We start from the raw sequence: 14,520 nt of genomic DNA, 5'->3' as shown, positions 1-14,520 counted from the left end.
ATAGGGCGGATGGTCGTGTGCGGCCAAGCTGCTAGACTCTGGCGCTACACGGCCAAGCGAGTGTCAACGGGCCCCGATCCCTATGGCGAAGAAATCCGACGGTGGCAAGCGTAAGCCGCTCAAGCTCAAGACCGGGTCATTCGACCGCAACGCGGCGATGGCGCGCATGGGCATGATGGCCGGCGCGTCGTTCGCCACCCACACGGTGGGCAATCTGTTTCGCAACAAGGCCGACCGCGAGGCCCGCAATCGCGAGTTCTATGTCCGGCAGGCCCAGTTCCTGGCCGACGAGCTCGGGCAGCTCAAGGGCAGCGTGATGAAGGTCGGCCAGATGCTGTCGGTGTATGGCCAGTACTTCATGCCGCCGGAGGCGATCGAGGTGCTGCGCAGCCTGCAGGACGACAGCCCGCCGGTGGCCTGGGCGGATCTGGAGCCGGTGGTGATCGAACGGCTCGGGCGCAAACGCCTGGACGAACTCGATATCGACCCGGAGCCGCTCGCGGCGGCCTCGCTGGGCCAGGTGCACCGCGCCTGGCGTAAATCCGACGGCCGCGAGCTGTGCGTGAAGGTGCAGTACCCGCGCCTGGCCGATGCCATCGACAGCGATATCCGCACGTTGACCAATATCGTGCGTCTGGCGCGGCTCGTGCCCAAGGGCATGGAGTTGCACTCGGTGATGGAGGAAGTGCGCGAGATGATCTACCGCGAGGTGGATTACGATCGCGAATTGCGCATGACCCGGGAGTTCGGTCAGCGCCTGGCCCACGACGACCGCTACGTGGTGCCGGAGGTCTTTCCCGAATACTCGACCGAGACCGTACTGGTGACCTCGTTCGAGGCCGCCGACCACGTGCAGAGCGAGCGCGTGAAGAATCTGTCGCAGGACCGGCGCAATCATCTGAGCGAGTCCGCGCTGGAGCTGTTTTTCCTCGAGTTCTTCAACTGGGGCATCGTCCAGACCGATCCGCATTTCGGCAACTACAAGATCCGGATCAACGACGACGGCGCCGACCAGTTCGTGCTGCTCGATTTCGGCGCGACGCGCGAATTCGCGCCGCGCTTTCTCGGCTCGTACTACGACACGGTGGCGGGCGCTTTCGAGGGCGATCGGCAGAAACTCATCGACGGCGCGATCGGCATCAATCTGCTGCGCCGCGATTCGCCGCAGCGCGTGTTCGACGATTTCGCCAACGTCGGCCTGCTCATCATCGAGCCGTTTCGCGCCGAACCGCCGGCCGAACTGTCGACCCCGGACGGTCGTTACAAGTGGGGCGAGTCCGATCTGTTCTGGCGCGTCTCCAGGGCGGTACAGGATGCGGCCATCTCGCGCTGGTTCCGTATTCCGCCGCGCGAGATCGTGTTCCTGCACCGGCGGCTCGGCGGCGTGTTCGTGCTGCTGTCGGTGCTCGGCGCCCAGATCAACGCGCACGATCTGCTGGGCGCCTATCTGTATCAGGAAAACGGCCGGATCCGGCCCGACGCCTAGCCGAACACCTGGCCGAACGCCGAGTGCGACGCCCACGTGCGGCATGACCGCCGGGGCGCTGTCGCTCGATCAAAACGAAAAGGACGATTCATGAAATTTCAGGAAACCTTCGACTTCGACTATCCGCGCAACGTGATCCTGCGCATGTTCGGAGACGAGGCGTACTACCGTGCCAAGTACGAGAGGATGGGCGGCGAGCCCGAAGTGATCGATACCCAGAGCAGCGAGAATCGCTTCTCGATCACCGTGCGCCACGCGCTCGATGCGGCCCGCCTCAAGTTCCCCGATTTCATCAAGAGCCGGATCGGCGACCATCTGTATCTGCGCCAGACCGATGCCTGGCAGCTGGATCAGGGGCGCGGCCGCCTGGACATCGAGATCGAAAAAGCGCCGGTACAGATCGGGGCCGCCCTGCACCTGACCGACCAGGGCTCGGGCTCGCGTCTAACGCTGGATTTCGATATCAAGGCCTCGGTGCCTCTGCTGGGCGGCAAGATCGAGAAAGCCGTAGCCGGGCCGATCAGCCGGCATATGCAGAAGGACCTGAAGCTGACCAACCAGATGGCGGCCGATTACGCCTGAGCGGTTTTCGGGTATCTCGCGGGCCGTGCGTTGAAATACGGGTCCGCGAATAAACGCCAAGGAACGCAAATAAAAGACCGTCCGAGCGATAAGGCTCGCTTCGGTCCGAGCACAGTGACCGGCATGCAACGTCGATCCGGTTTTCCGGAACGAAGAGGCCAGTGGCGCTGTGCCGGTGGATCGAGCGCTGTGGCCACGCAGGCCTCGACCCGTTGATCTGTTCATTTGCGTTTATTGCGCGTTGATTCGCCGGCTAATTCTTGGAAGAGCTTCGCTCCGACCGCTCCCGCAGGTTCTTCAGTTCATAAAGCCTGGCCAGGGCTTCACGCGGGGTGAGATCGTCGCAGTCGATCTCGTCGAGCAGGTCGTGCACGGGGTCCGGCGCGGTCTCGGCGACCGGTGCCGGCTTCGGCGCCTCGAACAGGCCGAGCTGCGGGCTGCTCGATTCGCGCGACGCGTTTTCCAGTTCGGCCAGGTGCTTCTCGGCCTGGCGGATCACTTTCTTCGGCACCCCCGCGAGGGCGGCGACCTGCAGGCCGAAACTGCGCGAGGCCGGGCCGGGACGGATCGCGTGCAGGAACGCCAGTTTCTGTTCGCCGCCGGCATCGGCGTAGTCCGCCACCTCGAAATGGGCATTCTTCGCGGCCGGCCAGTCGGCCGCGATCTGGGTCAGCTCGAAGTAGTGCGTGGCGAACAGCGTATACGCCCGATTGTGCGTGGCCAGTCGTTCGGCCACCGCCCGGGCCAGCGCCAGGCCGTCGTAGGTGGAGGTGCCGCGGCCGATCTCGTCCAGCAGCACCAGCGACTGTTCGGTGGCGTGGTGCAGAATCTGCGCGGTCTCGCTCATCTCCACCATGAACGTGGACTGGCCGGCCGACAGATCGTCGCCGGCGCCGATGCGCGTGAAAATGCGGTCGAGCGGGCCGATGGTGGCGGAGTCGGCGGGCACGAACGAACCGATGTGCGCCATCAGCACGATCAACGCCGTCTGGCGCATGTAGGTCGACTTGCCGCCCATGTTGGGGCCGGTGATCAGCAGCACGCGCGTGTCGTCGTCCAGTTCGGTGTCGTTGGCCACGAACGGCGCGTCGGAAAAGCGCTCGACCACCGGATGGCGGCCGCCGCTGATATGAATGCCGGGTGTGTCGGTCAGCCGGGGCGCGACCCAGCGATAATCGACCGCACAGCGCGCCAGCCCGGCCAGCACGTCCAGCCGCGCCAGGCCATCGGCGATCGACTGCAGGCGCGACATGTGCGTGGCCAGCCGTTCGACCAGTTCCGTATACAGCTGCTTCTCGCGCGCCAGGGCGCGTTCGCGCGCCGACAGCACCTTGTCCTCGAAGGATTTGAGTTCCGGCGTGATATAGCGCTCGACCGCCTTGAGGGTCTGACGGCGCTGGTAGTCGATGGGCGCCTTGTCGGCATGGGTGCGCCCCATTTCGATGTAGTAGCCGTGTACCCGGTTGTAGCCGACCTTGAGCGTGTCCACGCCGGTGCGTTCGCGCTCGCGTGTTTCCAGTTCGGTCAGGTAGCCGTCGGCGTTGGCCGACAGCGCGCGCAATTCGTCGAGCGTGTCGTCGTAGCCGTCGGCGATCACGCCGCCATCGCGTATCACCACCGGCGGCGAGGCCACGATGGCCCGCGCCAGCAGCCCGGCCAGGTCATCGGCGGGGTCGAGCGCGGTATCGATGCCGGCCAGCAACGGCGCATCCAGGCCGGCCAGTTCTTTTTTCAGCCCCGGCAGCCCGGCCAGCGCACCGGCCAGCCCGGACAGATCGCGCGGCCGGGCGGTGCCCAGCGCGATGCGGGTGGCGATGCGCTCGACATCGGCCATCGCGCGCAGCTTGTCGGCGATCGGCACATAGGCGCCGCGCATGAGGGTTTCGATCGCCTGGTGGCGATGGGCCAGCGTGTTGAAGTGGCGCGTCGGCTCGGCCGCCCAGCGCCGCAGTGCTCGGGCGCCCATGGCCGTCGCGCAGCGATCCAGCAGGCCGATCAGACTGTGCCGGGTATCGCCGCTCGCGCTGGCCTCGATTTCCAGATTGCGCCGCGTGGGCCCGTCCAGGATCAGTGTGTCGGTGACGGCATAGGTCCGCATGGACGCGATATGGGCGAGGGCGGTGTGCTGGGTCGCCTCGACATAATCGATCAGCGCGCCGGCCGCGGCGATTGCGCGGGGCATGTCGCCGCAACCGAAACCGTCGAGCTGGGCCACGCCGAAGAATGCCTCCAGCTTGCGCCGGGCGGACACCGCGTCGAACAGCCAGGCCGGGCGTTCGGTGCGGGCCGTGTCGTTCAGCTTGAGCTCGAGCGTGGACTGATCCGACACCACGATCTCGCTGGGCGAAAGACGCGCCAGTTCGGCGGCCAGCGCGGCTTCGTCGGCGACCTCGGTGACCGCCAGGTCGCCGCGCGCGAGTTCGAGCGCCGCGATACCGATGGCGCGCTTGGCCGGCGCGATGGCCACGATGAGGTTGGCAGTGCGCGCATCCAGCAGGGCATCGTCGGTGACCGTGCCCGGCGTGACCACGCGCACCACTTCGCGCCGCACCGGTCCCTTGGTGCTGCCGGGGGCTTCCATTTGTTCACAGATGGCCACCGATTCGCCGCGCGCGATCAACCGCGCCAGATACGATTCGGCCGCGTGATAGGGCACGCCGGCCATGGGAATCGATACCCCGCCCGACTCGCCGCGCGCGGTGAGCGTGATGTCGAGCAGCTCGGCCGCGCGCTTGGCGTCGTCGAAGAACAGTTCGTAGAAATCCCCCATGCGGTAGAACACCAGCATGTGCGGGTACTCGTCCTTGATCGCCAGATACTGGCGGATCATCGGCGTGTGCTGGGCGTGGCGGGTCGCCGGATCGCTCATGGGGTCTCGTCGTGGCTGGTGCATGGCGCGGACAGGCGCGAATTGTAGTCCGACAATTCCGGTTTCGCAGGGTCGCGCTGGCATAATGCCACCATGACGACGCTTTACGATCCTGACGGCGCGATCGACGAGTTGGTGGGGCAGTTGGCCGCGCTGCTGCCGGCGCGCGACCGGCGCCTGGCCACAGCCGAATCCTGTACCGGTGGCATGATCGCGGCCGCCTGTACCGACGTTCCCGGCAGTTCGGCCTGGTTCGAGCGCGGCTATGTCACGTATTCCAACGAGGCCAAGCAGTCCGACCTCGGGGTGGCGCCGGCGCTGCTGGCCGATCACGGCGCGGTGAGCGCGCCGGTGGTCGCGGCCATGACCCGGGGCGTACTGACCGCGGCGCCGGGCGTGGATTGGGCGATCGCGGTATCCGGCGTCGCCGGGCCCGCTGGTGGCAGTGCCGACAAGCCGGTGGGCACGGTATTCATCGGCTGGCAGGCGCGCGGCGGCCAGCCCGACGTGGTTCGTTATCGGTTCGACGGCGACCGCCGTGCGGTACGGCATGCTTCGGTTCTGGCCGCGCTGGTCGGCCTGCGCGAACGCGTGGATGCCGGCTGAGGGCGGGGCGCGCATGACGGCCGGCGATACATCGGGATCACAGCGTCTGTTCTTCGCGCTCTGGCCGCCGCCCGATGCGGCCCGGCGCATCGCTGATCTCGGCGCGGCACTCGATGCCGGGGGCGCGCCGGTGGCCTGCGACAAGCTGCATCTCACGCTCGCCTTCCACGGCAACTGCGACGCGGCCGGGCGCGAGGCGCTGATCGCCCGCGCCGAGTGCGTGTCCGCAGCACCGATCGACCTCGTGTTCGACCGCCTCGACAGTTTTTCCAAACCCCGCCTGATCTGGCTCGGGCCTTCCGATCCACCCCAGGCGTTGATCGATCTTGCCGCTTTTTTGCGCGGTCCCGGTCTTGATCGGCGGCGTTTCGTGCCGCATATCACGTTGCAAAGAAAGGCCGCGCCGATCGCGGCCCGTCCGGTCGCTCCCATCGCCTGGCGGGCGCGCGAGTTCGTGCTGGCCGAAAGCGGGGCGCACGGCGTGGCCGGCGCTTATCGCGTACTTGCGCGCTGGCCGCTCGCGGGCGAGGCTGGGCCTCTCGCAAATGTGAAATAATGCCGCCCATACCCGACCATCAGCAGTCTGCTTTCCCGCCCGGGAGGCCTGCGTTCGATTCGAACGGACCCGATCACTATGGATGAAGATCGCAAGAAAGCACTCGCCGCCGCGCTGAGCCAGATCGAACGCCAGTTCGGCAAGGGCTCGGTGATGCGCATGGGCGATGTCGACAACTCCAACGTCGCCTCGATTTCCAGCGGCTCGCTGACGCTCGACATCGCACTCGGTGTCGGTGGCTACCCGCGTGGCCGTGTGGTCGAGATCTACGGCCCGGAATCCTCGGGCAAGACCACGCTCACGCTGCAGGCCATCGCCGAGGCGCAGAAGGCCGGCGGCACCGCGGCCTTCATCGACGCGGAGCACGCGCTGGACCCGACCTATGCCGAAGCGCTGGGCGTGGATATCGAGAACCTGCTGATCTCGCAGCCGGATACCGGCGAGCAGGCGCTGGAGATCGCGGACATGCTGGTGCGTTCGGCGGCGGTCGATATCGTGGTGGTGGACTCGGTGGCCGCGCTCACGCCCAAGGCCGAAATCGAGGGCGAGATGGGCGATTCGCATGTCGGGCTGCAGGCGCGGCTGATGAGCCAGGCACTGCGCAAGCTGACCGCCAACATCAAGCGCACCGGCACCACGGTGATGTTCATCAACCAGATCCGCATGAAGATTGGCGTGATGTTCGGCAGCCCGGAAACCACCACCGGCGGCAACGCGCTGAAGTTCTATTCGTCCGTGCGGCTGGACATCCGCCGCATCGGTTCGATCAAGAAGGGCGACGAAGTCATCGGCAACGAGACCCGCGTCAAGGTGGTCAAGAACAAGATGGCGCCGCCGTTCCGCAAGGCCGAGTTCGAGATCCTCTACGGCGAGGGTTCCTCGCGCGAAGGCGAGATCATCGATCTGGGCGTGGCCAACAATCTGGTGGAAAAAGCCGGCTCCTGGTATTCCTACAACGGCGACCGCATCGGCCAGGGCAAGGACAACGCCCGCAAGTTCCTCAAGGACAACCCCGAAATCGCGCAGACCATCGAAGCGGCCCTGCGCGAGAAGCTGTTGCCGAAGAAAAAGACGAAGGAAGAAAAGGCAGCCGAAGCGGCCGCGGCGAATGGCGCGGATCAGGCCGGCGAAGCGGACCTGCTGTCTTCGGAAAACGGCGCCACTGCGGCCTCGGGCGCGTCCAAACGCGGCGCGAAATAGGCGGTCACGCCAGCCGTATCAATCCGATGATCGGCCGCGCGAAGCGCGGCCTTTGTCGTGAAGCGACATGGACGACGACACAAGCAACGAGCGGCCGGAAGACGAAGCGCGCCATGCCGAGCGGCTCGCGATTCGCAAGCGTGCCATGGATCTGCTGGCGCGGCGCGAGCATGCCTATGCTGAACTCGTCAGCAAATTGAAAAAACGCGAGCACGCGGTCGATGACATCGGCATCGTGCTCGACGAACTGGCCGAACAAGGCTTGCAGTCCGATGCCCGCTACGCCGAGGCTGCGGTGGCGAGCAAGGCCCGCCGTGGCATCGGCCCGATCCGGATCCGCGCCGAACTGCGCGGCGCCGGGGTGGGCGATGGCGAGATCGAGACCGCGCTGGCCGATGCCGGCGTCGACTGGGACGAATTGGCCGAAGCCGCGCGACGCAAGCGTTTCGGTGCCGAGTTGCCGGCCGACTTTCCAGCCCGGGCCAAGCAGATGCGTTTTCTGCAACGCCGCGGCTTCGATGCCGATCAGCTGGCGGCTGCGTTCGACGACTGATCTTCGGGCTGTTTGCGGCCTCGGTGGCCTGTTTTTTCTATCCACAGATTGCACGGATTTCGCAGATTGAATACCGGCGGATCTTTGGTTACGGCGCGCCTATCGTTGTCGTAGCAAGGCGGCTCCGAACGCGAGTCATCGCTTTTTATTATCCGCAGATCGACGCAGATATACGCAGATCTGATGCATACGGCTACTGCGTCTGTTTCTGGATACGCCGTGGTAAACAACAAGGCAACATGACAACAGGGTTGTATTCATCTGCGTGTGTCTGCGTTCATCTGCGGACGAAACAGTTTCTGCGAATAAAGGACCGCCGAACCGAACGCGCCGTTATAAACGACCCGACTGCGAAGTCGCTCGCGTTCAATCTGTGCAATCCGTGAAATCTGTGGACAGCGGCTTTTGAACACCCATCAAATAGATGGAATCTTGCCTGCACGATCGAATGGCCGGTGGCATGATCGGGTACGGATATTCAACGCGAGAGGTGCCATGAAAGTCACCGCCGAAATCTGTGTGATACCGCTGGGCGCGGGCGTGTCGGTGTCGAAGTACATCGCGGCCTGTGGCCCAATTCTCGAGGCCGCCGGATTGAAGCCGCAGCTGCATGCTTACGGCACGAATGTGGAAGGTGAATGGGACGCCGTCTTTGCCGCATTCAAGGCATGCCACCAGGCCATCCACGATCTCGGCGCGCCGCGGGTGCATACCGCGATCAAGGTCGGCACCCGCACTGATCGGGAGCAGACCAACGACGACAAGATCGCGGCGGTGCGCGACATTGGAGGATAGTCGCGGTGGGGTGGGCGGCTCCGGTTTGCTAAACTGCCGGGCTATTCATGAAGGCCCTGTGCCGAAAGCATGCGCGCATGTTTTGAGGCCGCTGATGTGTACCCGGAGACGCGACCCATGATGACCACCAACGCGCTGCGTTCGCGTTTCATCGAATATTTCAAGGCCAACGCGCATCGGTTCGTGGCCTCGTCGAGCCTCGTGCCGGCTGCCGACCCGACGTTGCTGTTCGTCAATGCGGGCATGGTGCCGTTCAAGGATGTGTTCCTCGGTCGCGACCAGCGCGACTATAACCGCGCCGTGTCGGCCCAGCGCTGTGTGCGTGCCGGCGGCAAGCACAACGATCTCGAGAACGTCGGCTATACCGCGCGCCACCACACGTTCTTCGAAATGCTGGGCAACTTCAGCTTCGGCGATTACTTCAAGCGCGAGGCCATACGTTTCGCCTGGGAGTTCCTGACCGTCGAACTGGAGATGCCGGCCGAGAAGCTGTGGGTCACGGTGTACGAGGAAGACGCCGAAGCCGAGGCCATCTGGAAGGATGACATCGGCATCCCCGAGGCACGCCTGGCCCGCATTGGCGCCAAGGACAACTTCTGGCAGATGGGCGACACCGGGCCCTGCGGTCCCTGCTCGGAGATCTTCTACGATCACGGCGAGCATATCTGGGGCGGCCCGCCCGGCACGCCGGAGGAAGACGGCGATCGTTTCGTCGAGATCTGGAACCTCGTATTCATGCAGTACGACCGCCAGCCCGACGGCGAAATGCGCGATCTGCCCCAGCCGTCGATCGATACCGGCATGGGCCTGGAGCGCATTGCCGCGGTCATGCAGGGTACGCACGACAACTACGGCATCGATGTCTTCCAGACCTTGATGGCGGCCACCGCCGAGGCTGTCGGCATCGAAGGCCAGCCGCGCGAAGATCAATTGCCGTCGCTGAAGGTGGTGGCCGATCATATCCGCGCCACCGCGTTTCTGATCGCCGATGGCGTGATGCCGTCCAATGAAGGCCGCGGCTATGTGCTGCGCCGGATCATGCGGCGCGCGATCCGTCACGGCTATAAGCTGGGCGCGACCGGCACGTTCTTCTACCAGCTCGTCGCGCCGCTCGACGTGCTGATGGGCGAGGCCTATCCCGAATTGAGCGATGCCCGGGCCCAGATCGAGCGCGTGGTCGAGCAGGAGGAACAGCGCTTTTCGGAAACGCTCGCCCAGGGCATGAAGATTCTTGAGGATGCCATTACCGGTCTGTCCGGCGACGAGATCCCGGGCGAGACCGTGTTCAAGCTCTACGATACCTACGGCTTCCCGGTCGATCTCACCAACGATGTGGCTCGCGAGCGCGATCTGACGCTCGACAACGAAGGCTTCGAGCGCGCCATGAACGCCCAGCGCGAGCGCGCCCGGGCCGCCAGCCAGTTCGGCGCCGATTATCACGCCAGGCTCGACGATGTCGGCGACGCCACGACGTTTCTCGGTTATACCGAGGACGAGGCCGGGGCGAGGATCGTGTCGTTGCTGGTCGACGGCGAGCCCACCGATGCCATCGCGGCCGGGTCGCAGGGCGTGGTCGTACTCGACCGCACGCCGTTCTACGGCGAATCCGGCGGCCAGGTCGGCGATACCGGCACCATCGCCGGCGAGGGCTTTACCTTCGTCGTCACCGATACGCAGAAGCAGAACGGTGTATTCCTGCATATCGGCCATGCCGAGGATGGCGCGGTCGCGCCCGGCGCCGAGGTGACCGCCACGGTGGACGTGGCGCGCCGGCGCGACATCGAACTCAATCACACGGCCACTCATCTGCTGCACGCGGCGCTGCGCGACACGCTCGGCACGCATGTGCGCCAGAAGGGCTCGCTGGTGGCCCCGGATCGCCTGCGCTTCGATTTCTCGCACTTCGAGGCCGTCACGCCGGAACAGCTCGCGACCATCGAGGCCGAGGTCAACGACAAGATTCGCGAGAACATCGAAGGACGCATCTACGAGCGATCCTACGACGAGGCCGTGGCCGAGGGCGCGATGGCCTTCTTCGGCGAAAAATACGGCTCGGTCGTGCGCGTGGTGCGCTTCGGCGATTACTCGGTGGAACTGTGCGGCGGGACCCACGCGCCGGCCACCGGCGCGCTCGGCTTCGTCAAGATCACCGAGGAGCGCGGCGTGTCGGCCGGCAATCGGCGCCTGGAAGCGGTCTCGGGCAGCCATGCACTGGCCTGGATACAGGACGTGATCGATCGCCAGACACGGCTGGCCAGCCGGCTCAAGGCGGCGCCCAGTGAACTCGAGGACAAGCTGGATCGCGTGCTCGAGCGTGTATCCGGCCTCGAAAAGCAGCTCGAAGCGGCGAACCAGAAGCTGGCGGCCAGCCAGGGCGACGATCTGGCCTCGGCGGCGGTCGATATCGGCGGCGCCCAGGTCGTGGTCAAGCGCATGGACGGTGCCGATCGCAAGACACTGCGGGACACGGTCGACGCGCTCAAGAACAAGCTCGACAACGCCATTGTCGTGCTTGGTGCGGCCGAGGGCGACAAAGTCGCGTTGATCGCGGGCGTCGCCAAGGCACAGGCCGACCGGGTGCCCGCCGGCGATCTGATCAATTACGTCGCCAGCCAGGTCGGCGGCAAGGGCGGCGGCCGTCCGGACATGGCCCAGGCCGGCGGCAGCGAGCCCGAGAATCTCGACGCGGCGCTCGCCAGCGTGGCCGGCTGGATCGACGAACGCCTGTCGGCCCGCACCGGCTGAGCCGAAAACGAATCAATGCACGGGCGGCCGCGGCCGCCGAGCCCAAGGAAAAATGAATCCATGGCACTGATTGTCCAGAAATACGGCGGTTCCTCGGTGGGGACGGTCGACAAGATCAAGCGCATCGCGGAAAAGATCAAAGGCTATCGCGACCGCGGCGATCAGGTGGTCGTGGTGGTCTCGGCCATGGGCGGCGAGACCGATCGCCTGACCGAGCTCGCCAGCGAGCTGTCCGGCCGCCCGGTGCCGCGCGAGATGGACGTGCTCCTGTCCACCGGCGAGCAGGTGACCATCGCGCTGTTGTCGATGGCGCTGTCACACATCGGCGTGAAGGCGCGTTCGTTCACCGGCTGGCAGGTGCCCATTGTCTCCGACGAGTTTCACTCGAAGGCCCGTATCGAGCGGATCGAGGACGACAATCTGCACGCTGCGATCGATGCGGGCGCGGTGGCCGTGGTGGCCGGTTTCCAGGGCATCACCGGCGACGGCTCGATCTCGACGCTGGGCCGCGGCGGCTCCGACACCACGGCCGTGGCACTGGCCGCCGCGCTCAAGGCCGATGAGTGCCAGATCTACACCGACGTCGACGGCGTCTACACCACCGATCCACGCGTGGTCTCCGGCGCCCGTCGCCTGGACAAGATCACGTTCGAAGAAATGCTCGAGATGGCCAGTCTCGGCTCGAAGGTCCTGCAGATCCGCGCGGTGGAGTTCGCCGGCAAGTACGGCGTGCCGCTGCGCGTTCTGTCGACCTTCGAGGAAGGCCCCGGCACGCTGATCACCCTGGAGGAATACGTGGAAGAACCGATTATTTCCGGCATCGCCTTTACCAAGGACGAGTCGCAGCTCACCGTGCTCGGCGTGCCCGACCGGCCCGGCATTGCCTATTCGCTGCTCGGCCCGATCGGCGAGAACAACATCGAAGTCGACATGATCCTGCAGAACGTCTCGGGCGATTCGTCGAGCGACTACACGCTCACCGACTTCACCTTCACCGTGCACAAGCGCGACTACGAGACCGCCAAGGAACTGCTCGAAAAAGCCGCTCCGGGTGTCGGCGCGCGCGAGGTCACCGGCACGCCCGACGTGTGCAAGGTCTCGCTGGTGGGGGTGGGCATGCGCTCGCACGCCAACGTCGCCGCGCGCATGTTCAAGGCGCTGGCCGACGAGAACATCAATATCCGCATGATCTCGACCACCGAGATCAAGATATCGATCGTGGTCGAGAACAAGTACCTCGAACTCGCCGTGCGCGCGCTGCACGACGAATTCGAGCTCGAGAACGAGCCGAAGCGGGTCGAGTCGGAACTCACGCCCGCCGCGGATCGGTAGGCGAACGGCATGGCGACGGGCGCTGCAGAACCGGCGCGCGCCGTCGTCCCGGTCAATGCGATCGGTCGTGAAAAAAAGGGTTTACCCCGGGCCATCGAATCGCTATCATGCGCAGCCTCGATTGATCGCGGATGCATCGCACGGTCGCTTCATTCGAAAGTCGCTTTGTTCGACGAATCGACGCAAAGGGCTGTGTAGCAACCAAGCCTTCGCGTTGAACGAGAGAAAGGATTTTTGGAGAGGTGGCCGAGTGGTCGAAGGCGCTCCCCTGCTAAGGGAGTAAGGGGTTTATAGCCCCTTCGAGGGTTCGAATCCCTCCCTCTCCGCCAAACAAGAAGTTAAGCGCCCGTAGCTCAGTTGGATAGAGCGTGCGGCTACGAACCGCAAGGTCGGGAGTTCGAATCTTCCCGGGCGCGCCATCAGAAGAAGACCAGAAGCCGACGGCTTCTGGTCTTTTTTTTTGCGCGCTAACAACGCGTTATAGGTGTTAGCCGGTCTATTGGCAGAGCGATTAGTAGCAAATTGCTCGATCGCTTCTGCGCGCTCGATAACTCTCCGTGCCCACCTCGTGCCTTTCCTGTGCCCAGATTGCAACGCGGCGTTTTTGCTCGGGAGCCGGTTTGACGCTAAGGCCCCGTGCCCCATCGCGCGATTTCAGTCGTCCGCGACTACTTCGAAGAGGTCTCCAACCTCGCACTCGAACAGGCGGCACAGTTTCTCTATGGCGTCGAGATCGACGCGAGTGGCGGTTTCTTTATAGAGGAGCGTGATGGTGTTGCGATGCAGGCCTGTTTCCCGCGCAACGTCCATCACCTTTAGCTTCTTCTCGCCCATCATCCTCGAGAGGTGGCATCTGATCATCTTCGTTATCCCAGAATGTCAATTAGAATGACAAAACGTTGACACGCGCGACGTATCGTCATACTGTAGGTCATACAGGATGACAAATAGCACATGGAATAAGCGTTTTGTCAGCCTGCGGATCATATCGCTATTTGACTGGAGGCGACAGTGAACGAAGAAACCTATCTCACGACCGAGGAATTGGCGCAGAGGATCAAGTATGACTGCCGCACGATCCGCGACCGACTAAAAGATTCGGTGCTGATCGAAGGCAAGCATTACTTCCGCCCATTTGGCGGTCGGAAAATTCTCTACATCTGGAGCGCGATAGAGAGGGATATGAAGAGCGCGGGTACGGCGCAGCAACCTGAAGTTGAGAGTGCGGGCATTCCCATGGCCGCGGGAGGATATTGCAATGTCTAGTATCCGAGCGAGGCAAGATACTGGACTGCTCTTCTTCGACTTTCGGTTCAAGGGAAAGCGCTGCCGCGAGCAGACCATGCTTCCCGACAATCAGCGGAACAGAAAGCGCCTCCAAAAAATCCTGGAGCAGATTGATGCAGAAATAACGCTGGGTGATTTCGAGTATCGGAAATACTTCCCCAACAGCAGCCGTGCCGCTCAGTTTGATTCCGATTCGGAACAGAGCGTAAGCAGTGTCGAGCAACCTACGCCTCTCTTCAAAGACTTCGCCGACACCTGGTGGCGGGAGAACGAAATCCGCTGGCGTCGCAACACGCAACTGGGCAATCGAGCGGTCCTGAACCGCCACCTGTTGCCCGCCTTCGGTGATCGGCCTGTCGGCGAGATCACCAAGGCGGACATACTGGCCTTCCGCGCCGAGGTGGCACAGTGCGCCGGACGCTCCGGCAATGCCACGCTCTCGCCCAAGACCATCAATAACCTGATGGGCGTGTTGAACATGATCATGACCGAGGCGGCCGACCGCTTCG

13 protein-coding genes and 2 tRNA genes are annotated in these 14,520 nt (G+C 64.3%); 13 read left to right on the top strand and 2 right to left on the bottom strand.

From position 1 onward, the window contains the following. Window positions 1-82: 82 nt before the first annotated feature. Window positions 83-1,486 carry an ABC1 kinase family protein gene (locus ACS8YF_RS12700; protein WP_440850572.1) on the top strand — a complete coding sequence of 468 codons (1,404 nt, stop codon included), beginning with the start codon at window positions 83-85 and terminating at the stop codon, window positions 1,484-1,486. A gap of 90 nt (window positions 1,487-1,576) precedes the next feature. After that, complete coding sequence (locus tag ACS8YF_RS12695; protein WP_440850571.1) at window positions 1,577-2,068, top strand: DUF2505 domain-containing protein; 492 nt, start codon at window positions 1,577-1,579, stop codon at window positions 2,066-2,068. 253 nt (window positions 2,069-2,321) lie between these two features. Here the strand turns inward: ACS8YF_RS12695 and mutS are convergent, their stop codons facing one another. Beyond that, the gene (gene mutS / locus ACS8YF_RS12690; RefSeq protein ID WP_440850570.1) at window positions 2,322-4,937 is read right to left on the bottom strand and encodes a DNA mismatch repair protein MutS; all 2,616 of its coding nucleotides are present in this window, start codon (window positions 4,935-4,937) and stop codon (window positions 2,322-2,324) included. A 93-nt stretch (window positions 4,938-5,030) separates the two neighbouring features. Here mutS and ACS8YF_RS12685 point away from each other — a divergent pair, with 93 nt between their 5' ends. The 9 genes from ACS8YF_RS12685 to ACS8YF_RS12645 all read left to right on the top strand — a co-directional run bounded on the left by ACS8YF_RS12685 (window position 5,031) and on the right by ACS8YF_RS12645 (window position 13,143). Further along, window positions 5,031-5,543 (top strand): CinA family protein, encoded by a 513-nt coding sequence (locus ACS8YF_RS12685; protein ID WP_440850569.1) that lies wholly within the window; start codon window positions 5,031-5,033, stop codon window positions 5,541-5,543. A gap of 13 nt (window positions 5,544-5,556) precedes the next feature. Further along, the gene (thpR, locus tag ACS8YF_RS12680; RefSeq protein ID WP_440850568.1) at window positions 5,557-6,099 is read left to right on the top strand and encodes an RNA 2',3'-cyclic phosphodiesterase; all 543 of its coding nucleotides are present in this window, start codon (window positions 5,557-5,559) and stop codon (window positions 6,097-6,099) included. Window positions 6,100-6,177: 78 nt separating this feature from the next. After that, window positions 6,178-7,299 (top strand): recombinase RecA, encoded by a 1,122-nt coding sequence (recA, locus tag ACS8YF_RS12675; protein ID WP_440850567.1) that lies wholly within the window; start codon window positions 6,178-6,180, stop codon window positions 7,297-7,299. A 67-nt stretch (window positions 7,300-7,366) separates the two neighbouring features. Continuing rightward, window positions 7,367-7,852 (top strand): regulatory protein RecX, encoded by a 486-nt coding sequence (locus ACS8YF_RS12670; RefSeq protein ID WP_440850566.1) that lies wholly within the window; start codon window positions 7,367-7,369, stop codon window positions 7,850-7,852. 495 nt (window positions 7,853-8,347) lie between these two features. Further along, window positions 8,348-8,647 (top strand): MTH1187 family thiamine-binding protein, encoded by a 300-nt coding sequence (locus tag ACS8YF_RS12665; protein WP_440850565.1) that lies wholly within the window; start codon window positions 8,348-8,350, stop codon window positions 8,645-8,647. A gap of 120 nt (window positions 8,648-8,767) precedes the next feature. Continuing rightward, the gene (alaS, locus tag ACS8YF_RS12660) at window positions 8,768-11,392 is read left to right on the top strand and encodes an alanine--tRNA ligase (protein ID WP_440850620.1); all 2,625 of its coding nucleotides are present in this window, start codon (window positions 8,768-8,770) and stop codon (window positions 11,390-11,392) included. 60 nt (window positions 11,393-11,452) lie between these two features. Further along, window positions 11,453-12,724 carry an aspartate kinase gene (locus ACS8YF_RS12655; protein ID WP_440850564.1) on the top strand — a complete coding sequence of 424 codons (1,272 nt, stop codon included), beginning with the start codon at window positions 11,453-11,455 and terminating at the stop codon, window positions 12,722-12,724. 236 nt (window positions 12,725-12,960) lie between these two features. Continuing rightward, window positions 12,961-13,053: transfer RNA gene (locus ACS8YF_RS12650), tRNA-Ser, on the top strand. Window positions 13,054-13,066: 13 nt separating this feature from the next. Further along, window positions 13,067-13,143: transfer RNA gene (locus tag ACS8YF_RS12645), tRNA-Arg, on the top strand. Window positions 13,144-13,378: 235 nt separating this feature from the next. On the opposite strand, the gene ACS8YF_RS12640 is transcribed toward ACS8YF_RS12645, so the two are convergent. After that, window positions 13,379-13,585 (bottom strand): helix-turn-helix domain-containing protein, encoded by a 207-nt coding sequence (locus tag ACS8YF_RS12640; RefSeq protein ID WP_440850563.1) that lies wholly within the window; start codon window positions 13,583-13,585, stop codon window positions 13,379-13,381. Between the two features lie 150 nt (window positions 13,586-13,735). Here ACS8YF_RS12640 and ACS8YF_RS12635 point away from each other — a divergent pair, with 150 nt between their 5' ends. Together ACS8YF_RS12635 and ACS8YF_RS12630 are read left to right on the top strand one after the other, a co-directional pair. Further along, complete coding sequence (locus tag ACS8YF_RS12635; protein WP_440850562.1) at window positions 13,736-13,990, top strand: hypothetical protein; 255 nt, start codon at window positions 13,736-13,738, stop codon at window positions 13,988-13,990. Continuing rightward, window positions 13,983-14,520, top strand: a 538-nt coding sequence (locus tag ACS8YF_RS12630) for an Arm DNA-binding domain-containing protein (protein WP_440850561.1), incomplete at its 3' end; no start/stop codon positions are given. The genes ACS8YF_RS12635 and ACS8YF_RS12630, both read left to right, overlap by 8 nt.

Source organism: Salinisphaera sp. SWV1 (assembly GCF_052044155.1).
GTDB lineage: Bacteria > Pseudomonadota > Gammaproteobacteria > Nevskiales > Salinisphaeraceae > Salinisphaera.
The sequence above is the reverse complement of the archived record's forward strand: the minus strand, read 5'-3'. Positions and strand labels throughout refer to the sequence as shown.

Excerpts from the sequence above, each read along its gene's own strand:
- alaS (WP_440850620.1), top strand. The coding sequence starts at position 8,768 with ATGACCACCAACGCGCTGCGTTCGCGTTTCATCGAATATTTCAAGGCC.
- ACS8YF_RS12700 (WP_440850572.1), top strand. The coding sequence starts at position 83 with ATGGCGAAGAAATCCGACGGTGGCAAGCGTAAGCCGCTCAAGCTCAAG.
- ACS8YF_RS12665 (WP_440850565.1), top strand. The coding sequence starts at position 8,348 with ATGAAAGTCACCGCCGAAATCTGTGTGATACCGCTGGGCGCGGGCGTG.
- ACS8YF_RS12655 (WP_440850564.1), top strand. The coding sequence starts at position 11,453 with ATGGCACTGATTGTCCAGAAATACGGCGGTTCCTCGGTGGGGACGGTC.
- ACS8YF_RS12640 (WP_440850563.1), bottom strand. The coding sequence starts at position 13,585 with ATGATCAGATGCCACCTCTCGAGGATGATGGGCGAGAAGAAGCTAAAG.
- ACS8YF_RS12685 (WP_440850569.1), top strand. The coding sequence starts at position 5,031 with ATGACGACGCTTTACGATCCTGACGGCGCGATCGACGAGTTGGTGGGG.
- ACS8YF_RS12695 (WP_440850571.1), top strand. The coding sequence starts at position 1,577 with ATGAAATTTCAGGAAACCTTCGACTTCGACTATCCGCGCAACGTGATC.
- recA (WP_440850567.1), top strand. The coding sequence starts at position 6,178 with ATGGATGAAGATCGCAAGAAAGCACTCGCCGCCGCGCTGAGCCAGATC.
- mutS (WP_440850570.1), bottom strand. The coding sequence starts at position 4,937 with ATGAGCGATCCGGCGACCCGCCACGCCCAGCACACGCCGATGATCCGC.
- thpR (WP_440850568.1), top strand. The coding sequence starts at position 5,557 with ATGACGGCCGGCGATACATCGGGATCACAGCGTCTGTTCTTCGCGCTC.
- ACS8YF_RS12670 (WP_440850566.1), top strand. The coding sequence starts at position 7,367 with ATGGACGACGACACAAGCAACGAGCGGCCGGAAGACGAAGCGCGCCAT.